The organism is Nocardioides humilatus, assembly GCF_008373755.1.
GTDB lineage: Bacteria > Actinomycetota > Actinomycetes > Propionibacteriales > Nocardioidaceae > Nocardioides > Nocardioides humilatus.
In genome coordinates, this window is sequence record NZ_VUJV01000001.1 from 1,011,129 (window position 1) to 1,023,808 (window position 12,680).

The following is a 12,680-nucleotide window of genomic DNA, read 5'->3' on the forward strand; positions in this document are numbered from 1 at the left end:
GCCGCAACCTCACAGGTGCGCGGTGTCGCACGCTACTGCCGCTCGGCGTGCGCGGCGATGCAAGTCCGGCTCGCAGTTAGGCCGGTTGGACTGGCGACGACGTGGCATCCTCGTGTGATGACCGACGGCGAGACCCACGATCCTGATCTCCAGGCACGCGCGGGTGCCACAGGCGCGGAGATCGCTCTCACTCTTCTCTCGCTCATCCTGTTGTTCGTGCTGATTGGCCCCGCGCTAGGCGATGAGTGCATGGGCGGTTGCAGCCCTACTACCAGCGACAGACTGCGCGCGAGGTTGGCCGCGATCTTCTTGGTCTTCTCATATTGCGGGGAGGTCGCTCTAGCAGTCCGGCGCGGAGGTGTAACTGCCGTCGCTGTTCACGGGGTTTTCGGCGCGTTCATCCTCTTCGCGCTCTGGATCGGCGCGCCCATCGTTTAGGGCCGTGCGCGGTGTCGTCCGCTAATGCCGCTCGGCGTGCGCGGTGTCGCACGCTAATGCCGCTCGAAGGGCGCGGCCGTGCCGATTCCGGGACGCACACACCTTCAGGTCTAGCGATGCTTCTGAAAGGTGAGAACGATGTCGCGGCCTGTGAGAACGAGTGTCCGACCGTCCCGCTCTCCACGCTCGACTGATCGCAATGCGTCGAAGTAGAGGCCCGATGACACTGGCGAGTCCTCGAAGAACGGTGGGCAGCTGAGCATGAACCCTGACTTGGCTGCTGGTCTGAGGGACACTTCGTCCCCATCCACCCGTGGACGAAGGCCAACGAGTTCGCAGCCGACGAACGCTTGGGATGCCCTGGCGTGAACGACCAGCTCGACGCCCGCGTTTCGCGCTGGTGAGTACTGCTCGCCGTCGATCTCGGCTTCGAGAAGGCGCCACTGGCCGCTGAGGTCCTCGATGACGCCCACAGGGGCTTCCTGCGCTGCGGTCGTGGGCGGGGAGGACTGTGGTTCGGCTCCGGGGGTCCAGATCCAGGTTTCGCTCGACAACTGCTGGGCGTCGAGGTCGTAGCCGCCGAAGAACACCAGCCGGCCGTCGGCCCAGGTCGCGGTGAGGTTGCTGTCGACCGCGGAATCGGGGATGCCGGGTTCGGTCCAGGTCCGTGTGGTGTCGTCAAAGACCCGGCCTTGCGTGGCGACGAGGGGGCCGTCGGCTGCCTCGACGCTCCACGCCGGACCCGTGGCCCGGTCCTCGTAGTCGAGGCCGGGCACAGGCTCCCACTTGCCGGTGGCCGGGTCGAGCGCCCCCGCGGCTGGGTAGGACCGGCCCCAGTTGTTGGTCTGTCCTCCATCGGCGCTGCCCGGCTCGATTCCTATGATGCGTTCGCCGGTCCAGTAGTAGAGCCAGCCGATCATGCCGGTGCGCGGAAGGCGGGACCAGGATTCTCCGTCCCAGATGTCGGCCTGGGTGAGGGTCGGCTCGTCGGGGGCCGCCTCGTCGTAGTTCACGCCTGCCAGCACGATGCCAGCTGGAGTGGCGAAGAGGCCATCGACCGTCAGGGCAGGGGCGAGGTCGTCAGAGGGGAGGGTCGACCATGAACCGGTCGCCACGTCCAGGACGGACACGGTCCGGGCGCTGTTGACCGCGTAGACCTTGCCGTCGAGCTCGGTCCAGGGTCCGGCGTTGACGGTCGCGGGGGTGTAGAGCTCGTTCCATCGATCGGCGCCGGGGTCGTAGGTCCACCAGTCGCGGGCGTTGCCGGTCACGACGACGCCGTCGCTCACAACGGCCGGGGTGCCGCTGTCGACCCGGAGCGGTGGTGCGGCGATCGTCCGCCAGGTGTCGGTGTGGGGGTTGTAGGCCGCAGCGTCCGACAGCGGGTCGCTCGCTTGGGCGCAGTCGGCGGTCGGGGGGCACGGGGTGTCTTGATGTCCACCAATGACGAGCACGTCGTCACCCGTCCACGCCATGAGGGGCGCGTAGCGGGGAGTGAGCGGCGATCTTGCCGCCTTCGTCCAGCCACCCACTCGCGGCGCGGGTGCTGGCTCCTGGTCGTCCGAGCGGTCCCCGGGGCGCAGCGCGATGCCGGTGGTGAGTGTGACGGCACCGACGGCCGCAACGGTGGTGACCACCCGCAGCGTTGTGCGGCGTCGGATGATCCTGCTACCGGCCACCAATGCCGGATGGGGGTCGCCCGGGCTGGCGTCGAGGCGGTCGAGGTCTTCACGCAGGGCGGTGGTCAGCCGTTCCTCGAGATTCATCGTCGTGTCCCTTCCGTCTCGAACGTGGTGCGGAGAGTGGCCAGGGCGGCCGCGGCCTGCGACTTGACCGTCCCTGGTCGGCATCCGAGCACCTCGGCGATCTCCCGCTCGCTTAGGCCCTCGTAGTAACGGAGCACCACCACGGCGCGCTGGCGCGGTGGGAGCGCGCGGACGGCCTGCCAGGTCGCATCCCGCTCGAGCCAGTCGTCGTCTGAAGTAGGAGCGTCCTGAACGACGGGCACGCTCGACTCGCGCCGGCTCGACGCCTTGCGGTGCCGTGCGAGTGCGGCGTTGACGGCCATCCGGCGTAAGTAGGCAAGTCGGTCATCGGCAGCAGAGACCTTCGGCCACCGCGACCAGGCCTGTGCATAGGCGGTCTGCAAGGCATCCTCGGTGAGCTGTCGATCTCCTGCGACGCCATAGACGGTGCGGAACAGGCGCGTCCAGGTCGCGGCGTAGAACGCCACGAAGTCGGCCTCCTGCTCTGCCACCGCCCACTCCTTGCCTCTGGCCCTTCGGTGCTCTGACACTCAGATGCTCCCTGGGACGCCATTGGTTCGGTGCGGGTTCCAGGTTCTTCTTCGGGAGGGCGGTCGAGGGGAACCGGATTGACATTGCGAGCAGTAACCGCACGCTATTGCCGCTCGGTGTGCGCGGTGTCGCACGCTAATGCCGCACAACGGGCTACAGCCCCGGGGCGCGGCCATCGCCCCGAACAAGGTCAGCTCACACAGACCTAGCGCTTGAACCAGGCCGCGACGTCGGCGCGGAGCAACAGCCACAGCGTGGTGGCGGTGGCGACCAGCAGCACCACCAGGACCGGGTTGACCAGGGTCGCGGCGAGGACAAGGACCGCCGTCACCCCGGTGCAGACGGCAAGGGCGATGCGCGCCCAACCGACGCGGCGGAACGCGAGGACGGCCAGGACGATCGCAGCGAGGCACCACACCACGACGACTGCGGTGGTGATGTAGACGCTGGTCGCGAGCTCGCCGCGGCTGAGCCCGGCGTAGTCGAAGTCGGGCTGCTGTTCCTCGATCATGTCGAAGAGCTCGTCCTGGGCGAAGGCCATCACCAGCGAGGTGACCAGCATCGATCCCGCGACGAGCGAGCAGAGCACCCAGACCGTGATGCAGGCGCCGATCAACGCGCCCGGCCGTCGCACGCGGACGGCAGCTGCGGGCGGCATCGGATAGACCGGCGGGGGCGCACCGAAGGGCTGGCCGTAGGGGCCGGGCTCAGCGGAGACGGGCGGCGCAAGAGCGGGCGGCGCCGGAGCGGGCGGAGGCGGCGGCGGGGCCGACGCGGCGGGCGGCTGGGGTGCGAACGGGTCGGGTCGACGCGGCGCCGGCGGGCCGGTGCGCACCAGCGGCCGAGGCACCCACGGCCGCCCGGCGAACCAGTCACGCGAGGGCTGCAGCCAGAGCATCACGATGCCGGCGATCACCATCGGCGCGAAGAACCCGGCGGTGGCGAAGCCACCGATCAGGACCAGCGGCGCGAGCAGGGTGAGGGCGAGCCGAGCGCTGGTCGAGCGGCGCAGTGCCTGGAAGCCCAGGATGGTCGACGCGGTCGCCGCTCCGGCGGCGATCATGCAGAGGACCCGGATCGTCGTCTCGAGGGTGTTGGTGCCGAGCCCGGTGCCCTCGAACGGCTGCTCGGAGAGCACCTTCTGCAGCTGCTCCTGGAACTCCAGGGTGTGGAGCGTCGAGATGCGCTGCCAGGCTGTCGCGACCAAGATCACCGAGCCGCCGATGATCAGCCACCCGGCGAAGGTGACCTGTCCCGGGCGCGGCGCCTCCTTCTCGCTCATGCCTCCATTGGATCAGACGTACCGTGACGTGCCGCAGGCGGCCGCGGGTCAGTGCGACAAGGCAGCCGCGACGATCTGCGCTTGCGCGGTCGCGCCGACCAGGCCGGGGTGCACGGGCTGGCCCGAGAGCGGCGGTTCGACCCACCGGACGCCGCGCGCCTTGCACGCGTCGTGGCCGATCGACTGCGAGAAGACGTCGATGACGGTCGCGTCGTGCGCGGCGGCCTGAGCGGCGAGCATGTCGTTGAGGTGCACCTGGAGAGCGTGCAGATAGGCGGTGTCGCCGGTCGTGAGCGGCAGCTTCCCGAAGCAACGCCCCGAGGCGGGCGTGATCGTCGGGTAGTTGACGACGTAGACCTCGGCGTCGGGCGAGCGGTCGTGGATCGCCTGCAGAGCAGCACCGATGTTGGCGGCATCGGCGTCGACGAGCTGGTCGAACCGGTCGCCGTAGGCCTGCTGGCAGGGCGCGCCCTTGTCGAGCACCGCGACCGGCGCGAACGCACCGCACATCAAGATGGCGCTGGCGAACAGGTTGTTGTCGTTGCCGCCGATGCCGATGGTGACCACTGCCTCGGTGCCGTCGAGGGCGTCGAGCTGCGGGGGCGTGTTCTTGTACTGCGCCTTGGTCATGTGGCCGACGTTGGCTCCGCCGCAGGTCACGTCGGTCAGGTCGAGACCGAGCTGGGCGGCAACCTGCTTGGGGTAATTCCGTGCGGACTGGAGGCACGCCGGGTTGACCCCCGGCGTCAGCGGGAACACCCCGGAGTCGGCCGAGTAGGAGTCGCCGAGGGCCACGTAGCGGTTGTTCTCGGTCGCGGTCTGCGCCGGCGCCGGCACTCCGACGGACGCGACCGCCGCGGTGATCACCGCAGCACTTCCCAGGAACGAACGCAGACGACCGTGGACCATGGCGAAACCCCTCCCGATTGGTACGTGTTCGTACCGATGTGGGCGGTACGCTAACGTACCGCTCATGACCGGGTCAACGGCCGAGCGTGAGCGCACCGACGTCCGCGCGCGCGACCGGCTGGTCCAGGGGATGCTCCTCTCCATCGAGGAACGCGGCTATGCCGCCACGACCGTCCTCGACATCGTGCGCCACGCCCGGGTGTCGAAGCGGACCTTCTACGAGCACTTCTCCAGCAAGGACGACGCCCTGCGCGCGCTCTACGCGCTCGCCGTGGGCAACCTCAACACCTGGTTCGCCGACGCCGGCCGGCGCCCGAAGACCTGGGAGGAACGGCTCCGCCGTGCGGTCCTCGCGTTCGTCGAGGGCCTCGCCGCCTACCCCGGCCTCGCCCGCACCATCCTGGTCGAGCTGGCGGCGACCGGACCGCTCTCATTGGCGGCGCGCGACGCCGCTCACCAGGCGTTCGTCGACGCCATCCGGCAAGGCGTCGACCGGTTGCGGGTCGCGCACCCCGAGCTTCGACCCCTGAGCGAGGACATGGCGGTCGCCTTCGTCGGTGCAATCCACGAGCTGATGGTGCGTGAGCTCGCCAAGCCCTCGATCGACGCCGACCACGTGGCCGACGTCGGCGAGGAGCTGCTGACGCTGATGATCGGCCCGCGAGTCAGCCGATCCTGAGCTCCAGCCCGCCGTCCGCCTCGGCCGCGGTGTCGACCACGACCTGACCACCGTCGGTGACCGTGCCGGCCAGGATCGCCTTGGCGAGCCGGTCGCCGATCGCCGTCTGGATCAGGCGACGCAGCGGCCGGGCGCCGTAGGCCGGGTCGTAGCCGGTCTCGGCCAACCAAGCCTTCGCAGCAGCGGTGACCTCGATGGTGATCCGGCGCACCGCCAGGCGCTCTTCGAGCAGGCCGAGCTGGATGTCGACGATGTGGCCGAGGTCGTCCTTCGACAGCGCGTCGAAGGTGACGATCTCGTCGAGCCGGTTGAGGAACTCCGGCTTGAAACTCTGCCGCACCAGGGCGAGCACGGACTCGCGCTGCTTGTCGGGCTCCAGCGTCGGGTCGACCAGGTAGTGCGACCCGAGGTTGGAGGTCAGGATCAGGATCGTGTTGCGGAAGTCGACCGTGCGGCCCTGGCCGTCGGTGAGCCGGCCGTCGTCGAGTACCTGCAGCAGCACGTCGAAGACCTCCGGGTGGGCCTTCTCGACCTCGTCGAGCAGCACGACCGAGTAGGGCCGGCGCCGTACGGCCTCGGTGAGCTGACCACCCTCCTCGTAGCCGACGTAGCCCGGAGGCGCACCGACGAGACGGGCGACGGCGTGCTTCTCGCCGTACTCGCTCATGTCGATGCGGACCATCGCCCGCTCGTCGTCGAACAGGAAGTCGGCGAGCGACTTGGCGAGCTCGGTCTTGCCGACGCCGGTCGGTCCGAGGAAGAGGAAGGAGCCCGTCGGGCGGTGGGGGTCGGCGATGCCGGCCCGGGCCCGGCGTACGGCGTCACTGACTGCTCGTACGGCGTCTGCCTGGCCGATGAGGCGCGCCCCGATGACCTCTTCCATCCGCAGGAGCTTCTCGGTCTCGCCCTGCAGCATCCGTCCGGTGGGGATGCCGGTCCAGGCCTCGACGACCTCCGCGACCTGCTCGGCGCCGACCTCCTCGCCGACCAGCTTGTCGACGACCTCCTCCTGGGTGGTCTCGGCGACCACGATCTGCTTCTCCAGCGCAGGGATCGACTCGTAGTTGATCTTGGAGGCGCCGGCGAGGTCACCCTCGCGCAGCAGCTTGTCGGCCTCCATGCGCAGCTGGTCGAGCTGACGGCGCAGCTCGCCCTCCCCCTCGAGAGAGGCCTTCTCCCGCTCCCAGCGCACCTCGAGCCCGCGCAGTGACTCCTCCTTGTCGGCGAGGTCCTGGCGCAGCGCGTCGAGGCGCTCGCGCGACGCGTCGTCGCTCTCCTTGGCGAGCGCGAACTCCTCCATCTTCAGGCGGTCGACCTGGCGCCGGAGCTGATCGATCTCCTCGGGCGAGGACTCGATCTCCATCCGGAGTCGCGAGGCAGCCTCGTCGATGAGGTCGATCGCCTTGTCGGGCAGCTGGCGGCCGGTGATGTAGCGGTCGGACAGGCTCGCGGCCGCCACCAGAGCAGCGTCGGTGATCCGCACGCCGTGGTGCGCTTCGTACTTCTCCTGGATCCCGCGCAGGATCTGGATGGTGTCCTCGACCGACGGCTCACCGACGAAGACCTGCTGGAAGCGCCGCTCCAGCGCGGGGTCCTTCTCGATGCGCTCCCGGTATTCGTCGAGCGTCGTCGCACCGATCATGTGCAGCTCACCGCGAGCGAGCATCGGCTTGAGCATGTTGCCGGCGTCCATCGCGGAGTCGCCCCCGGCTCCCGCGCCGACGACCGTGTGGAGCTCGTCGATGAAGGTGATGACCTGACCGCCGGCGTCCTTGATCTCCTCGAGGACGGCCTTGAGCCGCTCCTCGAACTCGCCGCGGTACTTCGCGCCGGCGACCATCGCCGCCAGGTCGAGGGACAGCACGCGGCGCCCCTTCAACGAGTCGGGCACGTCGCCGTCGACGACCCGCTGGGCGAGCCCCTCGACGACCGCGGTCTTGCCGACACCGGGCTCGCCGATGAGTACCGGGTTGTTCTTCGTACGGCGCGACAGCACCTGTACGACGCGACGGATCTCCTGATCACGCCCGATCACCGGGTCGAGTCGGCCCTCCTCGGCCGCGGTGGTCAGGTCGACGGAGTACTTCTCCAGCGCCTCGTAGGTCGACTCCGCCTCCTGCGAGGTCACCCGACGGTTGCCGCGCACGGCGGTCAGCACGTCGCGCAGCCCGGCCTCACTGAGGCCGGCGTCGGTCAGCACGTCCTTGGCGCTGCTCTCGACCGTGGCGAGCGCGATGAGCAGGTGCTCGGTGGCGACGTAGTCGTCCTTCAACGAGGTCGCGAGGTCGAGCGCCTGCGCGAGCACCCGGGTCAGCGCTGCGGACCCGACCGGCTGCTGGACGGTGGCGCCGCTCGCCGACGGGAGGGCGTCTCGCTTCTCAGCCGCCCCCCGGACCAGCACGGACGGCTCGGCGCCGGCCTTCTGGATCATCGATGCAGCGGTGCCGCCCTCCTGGAGGAGCAAGGACACCAGGAGGTGGATCGGCTCGGTGCTGCTGTTGCCCGCGGTGGTGGCCGCGAGCTGGGCAGCCTCGATCGCCTGACGGCTACGAGTGGTGAACTTGTCGGCCCCGAACTGGCTCATCTGCGGCGCTCCCCCTGGCATGTTGGGACGGTGGTTGGAATCATTCAATCCAACGCGTCGAAAGTTGAGTCTGTTCCACTCAACTTTGGCCAATTTTCGTCAGACCTGAGGAGTATGGATGAGCGAGTCGGCCGACACCCTGGCCCAGGAGTACGGCGGGCCGCTGCCGCCGGGTCTCGCCGCGCTCACCACGGAGCAGCGTCAGCTCCTCGCCGACGCGATCGCGGCCGCCCGGGTGCGCCAGGCCGAGGCGCTCGAGGCGGCGACCGAGAACGGCCTGGGGTTCGTCCCCAAGCTGCTGCGCCCGGCGATCAAGAAGGTGCTCTTCCGATGATTCACCCCACGGAGTTCTTGGCCTCCCCCGCTTCGCTCCTCCGCCCAACAACTCCGCGGGGACCCCGAAAATGAGCGCGCGCCTGGAGACTGCGGCCGAGATCCTCAAGCTCGAACGCCTGCTGAGCCTCGAGCACGGCACCCTGGAGTTCCTGGGCGAGGTAGCTCCCAGCGAGATCCGGACGCTGCGCGAGAAGGCCACCGACTCGCTCTTCGACACCGGAGCGAAGAGCATGGCCCGGCTCGCGGCGGCCGCGGCCATCACGCCGTCGGCGCTGGTCGCCACCATCGCGGAGAAGTCGTTCGGCCCGCTGATGTGCGCCCGGGCCGCTGCCGCGGTCGATCCCGCCAAGGCGATCGACGTGGCCAAGCGCCTCTCGCCCGACTTCCTCGCCGACGCGACGATCGAGCTCGATCCGCGTCGCGTGGCCCGGATCATCGCCGGCGTGCCGACCGAGCTCGTTGAGCCTGTCGCTCGCGAGCTCGGCCGCCGCAAGGAGCACGTGACGATGGGCCGCTTCCTCGCCTTCGTCCCCGACCACTCGATCGTGGCCGCGATGACCGCGCTCTCCGACGAGGCCATGCTGCGCACCGCGTTCGTCCTCGAGCACAAGGAGGCGCTCGACCACGCTGTCGGCCTGCTCCCGCCCGAACGGCTCCCCGGGGTGCTCCGCATCGCCTCCGAGCAGGGCCTCTGGGCCGAGGCGCTGGACCTCCTCGACCACCTGAGCCACGAGCGGCGCGGCCCGATCGCCGACGTGGTCGGCTCGATGGAGGAGGACGTCGTCGCCGAGCTGGTCCGTGCGGTCTCGGCCGCCGACCTCTGGGAGGCACTGCTCCCCGTCGTCAGCGTGATGTCCGAGCAGGGCCGCCTCCAGATCGCGGGCCGGCCCGCCTTCCACGAGCCGCGGATCCTCGAGGAGATCGTGGGCTCGGCGGCAAGGGACGGACGACTCTGGCCCGACCTGCTTCCCCTCGTGGTCGCCCTGCCCGGCGTCGTGCGGGCCAAGGCTGCCGACTTGATCGCCCGCCAGGATCCCCACGCCGTCGTGGACCTCATCACCGCGGCGCACGGCCACGCATTGTGGCCGCTGCTCCTCCCGGTTCTCACCGAGCTCGACGAGGAGTCCCGAGCGCACATGGTCGGCGTCATCGACGCCGCCGATCCGGACCTTGTCAGCGCGGTCGCGCACCTTCGCGAAGATCCCGACCTGACCGACCTGCTCCCTCTGGTGCCGACCGACATCATGTCCGCGGTCGATCGGGCGGTCGCGCGCTAGACCGAACGCGCGCGCCCGACCGCCTCCGCAACCACCGGCAGCAGCAGGCGGTAGGCGTCGTCGGTCAGGTGGACACCGTCGTCGACGTACGCCCGCGAGCCGAGCGGTGCCAGCACCGCCTGCGCGTCGACGACCTCCGCGGCGACCTCGGCCGCAGCGGCACACAAGGCGCCGGCATAGTCGCGCATCACCTGGTTGGTGCGATCTCCGAAGCCCACCAGCCGCGCTTCGTCGACGCCCGGCGTCGTCATGACCACACAGCCGCCGACAGGCAACGCGCGCAGCCATTCCGAGGCACGCCGCCCGAACTCGGCGATCGGCACCTGCTTCCAGGGAGCCGCATCGTTGGTGCCGACGGAGAGCACGACGACGTCGTCAGGGCCGAGGTCCAGCCCCCGCGCCTGACCGGGGAGGTCGTCGACCGACGCACCACCGACCGCCGCATTGAGCACGCGGTCGCCGAGCAGCGCCAGGTGGTCGTCGGCGTAGTCGAGGTGACTGTCGCCGAGCAGGACGATCCGCACGGACCGTCCGCTCAATCGGCGTCGATCTCGGGCGGAGCCATGTGCTCGGGGAGGTCCTCGCTCGTCGCGATGACCTCGTCGACCAGGGCCTGCTTGACGAACTCCTCGCCGAAGGGCGTGAGGTGGATGCTGCGGCGCACCACCTTCGCGAACTTCACCGAGTGCATCGCGCCGAGGACGTCGGGCTGCGCCTCGAGCACCTGGTATTCCATGTGGTCGCGGAGCGACTCGCGGGAGAACCAGATCAGGCCGAGCCGGAAGAGGTTGTTGAGGTAGGACGGCACCTGGTCGAGGTAGCGGAGGCCGGCACGCGGTCCCACCATGTTGAGACCGGGAGCAACCAGCTGGCTCGAGACCATGCCGACCGGACCACCGGTGCGCACGTCGACGCTGGCCTGGGGGCCGTTCTTGAGCAGCATCACCAGGATGCGCGCCTCGTCAGGCGCCATCTCGTCGAGGATCCGGTCGAACGCCGGGTGGCGGCTGTCGATCGCCCACACGTCGCGCGACTTCTCGAGGAGCTCCTGGCCGCGCTCGCGCAGAGAGGTGGGACGGATCGCGGTGACCTCGCCGCCGACGACCCGCCCGTTGTCGGACGCGGTGTGGCGGGGGGCCGGAGCACCGCCGAGCGCCTCGCCGGCCTTGAGCAGCGCAGTGCCGACCGGCATGCCGTCGGCCACCTGGCGCGCGATCTCGCCGACCGTGCCGACGACCGAGCCGACCTCACGGATGAGCGCCACGGCTTCGTCGCGGTTGGTCGCCGCGCGACCGACGCGACGCCAGTTGCGCGCCGTCGTCCGCAGGCCCCAGCCCGCCGTGTTGAGCGCGGCCGTGGAGGCGACGCGAGCCAGCCCGGGGAGCGACTCGACGACCACCCCGTTGGTGGGGAGCGAGGGGACCTTGGGGAGTCCGTCCTTGTCGATGGTTTCAGTCATCGGAACCTTCTGTTGAACACGAATCGTCGATCAACCGCACGGGTCGATCACGGGGGGAAGCCGGGGATCCAACCCCAGTTGAAGATGCCCAGGTGGATGAACCCGCCCGCCGCGCCCATGATCGCGCCGTGGGCGTAGAGCATCCACTCGTCCTCCTTGATCGCGGCACGCATCATCTCGACGAAGTCCTTGGGCGGGAGCTCCTTGGTGCGCTTGGCGATCAGGGTCTTGATCTTCTCGGACTGACGCTTGCTGAACTCCGGGTCACGGAACGGCGTGATCGTGCGACCGACCGCCTCCCGCGCGAACGACTCGCGGATGCTGTCGAACCTGTCGGCACCCACGATGACGCGGGCGGCGCCCCGCAGCGGCCCGGCCGCCTGGTCGATCGCGGGCTTCATCGCGGTCGCGATCATCTGGCGGGTGCGGTCGCCCCGCGGGCCGTCCATCAAGAAGTCGCCGATGCGCTCGAGCGTGATCACGTCGTCGGCGATGATCCCGGCGTAGACCTCGGCGCACTCGGCCTGGCGGCGCAGGAAGAGGCCTTGCATCTTGATGCCGAGGATCCGCTTCTCCTCCGGCGGGTCGAAGATGAGGTACATGCCGAGCAGGTTGGTGGTCCAACCGACGAAGATGCCGAGGACGGGGAGCAACCACCAGATGTGCCAGGTCTGGTCGACGACCGCGACTGGGACGCCGAGCAGGAAGCCGAAGACGAAGCCGAAGGCGACCATCAGGTTGAGCTCGCGCTGACCGACGTCCTTGAAGACGCGGACCACGAGGTCGGGGTTCTTCCGGAAGTGGTCGATCACCATGATCTTCGGGTCGAGCAGCTGGTTGATGTGCACGCCGATCTCGTCCGTGATCGTCGTGACGACGTTGGGCAGCTGCCCCTGCACACGGGCGATGACGCCTGCCTTGACCGGCGCGGGGAGGTCGCGCCAGAGCTTCGGGTGCTCGCGCATCATGATCTCGTCGACCATCAACGGCAGGTCGGGCTCGAAGACCTTGACGATGTGGGCGGCGATCTCCTCGGGCTCCAGCTGGGCGTAGAACTCCGCCGGGGTGCCGAGCTTGGCGATGACCTTGTCGACCGCGATGCTGCCCATCTTCGCCGCGCGCGCGGGCACGATGCCCTGCCAGCCGACGCGGCCGAACGGGATGCCGGGGACCTCTTGGAGCTTGCGCGGGATGACCGTCGCGATCTCTCGGAGACCGGGGACCTTGAAGCCGTAGAACTTGACCGGGCTGAAGAGCATCCACAGGCCGGACCAGTTGATCAGCCAGCCGATGATGCCGGTGAAGAACGGGATCGAGATGAAGGCGAACCAGTCGACGCCGTGCCCGCCGGTGAGGTCACCGCTGGCCCAGTCCTGGAAGAACTGCGTAATAGCGTCCACCCGCGCACACCCCTGTCCA

12 protein-coding genes are annotated in these 12,680 nt (G+C 69.4%); 4 read left to right on the top strand and 8 right to left on the bottom strand.

Going from position 1 to position 12,680, the window contains the following annotated elements:
- The first annotated feature begins 117 nt into the window (after window positions 1–117).
- Window positions 118–438, top strand: coding sequence for a hypothetical protein (locus tag F0U44_RS04725; RefSeq protein WP_149727048.1), 321 nt, complete (start codon window positions 118–120; stop codon window positions 436–438).
- Between the two features lie 110 nt (window positions 439–548).
- Here F0U44_RS04725 and F0U44_RS04730 read toward each other — a convergent pair whose 3' ends face one another.
- From F0U44_RS04730 to F0U44_RS04745, 4 genes are all read right to left on the bottom strand, one after another.
- On the bottom strand, window positions 549–2,204 hold the full coding sequence (locus F0U44_RS04730) for a hypothetical protein (protein WP_149727049.1): 1,656 nt from the start codon (window positions 2,202–2,204) through the stop codon (window positions 549–551).
- Window positions 2,201–2,695 carry a SigE family RNA polymerase sigma factor gene (locus tag F0U44_RS04735; RefSeq protein ID WP_149727050.1) on the bottom strand — a complete coding sequence of 165 codons (495 nt, stop codon included), beginning with the start codon at window positions 2,693–2,695 and terminating at the stop codon, window positions 2,201–2,203. Before F0U44_RS04735 ends, F0U44_RS04730 begins: the two co-directional genes overlap by 4 nt.
- A gap of 245 nt (window positions 2,696–2,940) precedes the next feature.
- The gene (locus F0U44_RS04740; RefSeq protein ID WP_149727051.1) at window positions 2,941–4,017 is read right to left on the bottom strand and encodes a hypothetical protein; all 1,077 of its coding nucleotides are present in this window, start codon (window positions 4,015–4,017) and stop codon (window positions 2,941–2,943) included.
- 48 nt (window positions 4,018–4,065) lie between these two features.
- Window positions 4,066–4,926, bottom strand: a complete 861-nt coding sequence (locus F0U44_RS04745) for an SGNH/GDSL hydrolase family protein (protein ID WP_188113321.1) — start codon at window positions 4,924–4,926, stop codon at window positions 4,066–4,068.
- A gap of 64 nt (window positions 4,927–4,990) precedes the next feature.
- Here F0U44_RS04745 and F0U44_RS04750 point away from each other — a divergent pair, with 64 nt between their 5' ends.
- Window positions 4,991–5,605: a TetR/AcrR family transcriptional regulator gene (locus tag F0U44_RS04750; RefSeq protein WP_188113322.1), complete on the top strand. Its 615-nt coding sequence runs from the start codon at window positions 4,991–4,993 to the stop codon at window positions 5,603–5,605.
- Here F0U44_RS04750 and clpB read toward each other — a convergent pair.
- Window positions 5,592–8,189, bottom strand: coding sequence for an ATP-dependent chaperone ClpB (gene clpB / locus F0U44_RS04755; protein ID WP_149727054.1), 2,598 nt, complete (start codon window positions 8,187–8,189; stop codon window positions 5,592–5,594). The two genes, F0U44_RS04750 and clpB, sit on opposite strands and share 14 nt — an antisense overlap.
- Before the next feature lie 118 nt (window positions 8,190–8,307).
- On the opposite strand from clpB, the gene F0U44_RS04760 reads away from it, so the two are divergent.
- Entirely contained in the window at window positions 8,308–8,523 is a 216-nt protein-coding gene (locus tag F0U44_RS04760; RefSeq protein WP_149727055.1) for a hypothetical protein, read from the top strand.
- Between the two features lie 70 nt (window positions 8,524–8,593).
- A complete protein-coding gene (locus F0U44_RS04765; protein WP_149727056.1) occupies window positions 8,594–9,802 on the top strand; it encodes a hypothetical protein in 1,209 nt (402 codons plus the stop codon).
- Here the strand turns inward: F0U44_RS04765 and F0U44_RS04770 are convergent.
- Genes F0U44_RS04770 through F0U44_RS04780 form a run of 3 tightly spaced genes read right to left on the bottom strand, consistent with a single transcriptional unit; the run spans window position 9,799 to window position 12,661 of the window.
- The gene (locus F0U44_RS04770) at window positions 9,799–10,326 is read right to left on the bottom strand and encodes an SGNH/GDSL hydrolase family protein (protein ID WP_188113323.1); all 528 of its coding nucleotides are present in this window, start codon (window positions 10,324–10,326) and stop codon (window positions 9,799–9,801) included. The genes F0U44_RS04765 and F0U44_RS04770 overlap by 4 nt on opposite strands.
- A gap of 11 nt (window positions 10,327–10,337) precedes the next feature.
- Window positions 10,338–11,261 carry an Abi-alpha family protein gene (locus F0U44_RS23260; protein WP_223163574.1) on the bottom strand — a complete coding sequence of 308 codons (924 nt, stop codon included), beginning with the start codon at window positions 11,259–11,261 and terminating at the stop codon, window positions 10,338–10,340.
- A 47-nt stretch (window positions 11,262–11,308) separates the two neighbouring features.
- Entirely contained in the window at window positions 11,309–12,661 is a 1,353-nt protein-coding gene (locus tag F0U44_RS04780) for a DUF445 domain-containing protein (protein WP_246160303.1), read from the bottom strand.
- Window positions 12,662–12,680 lie beyond the last annotated feature (19 nt).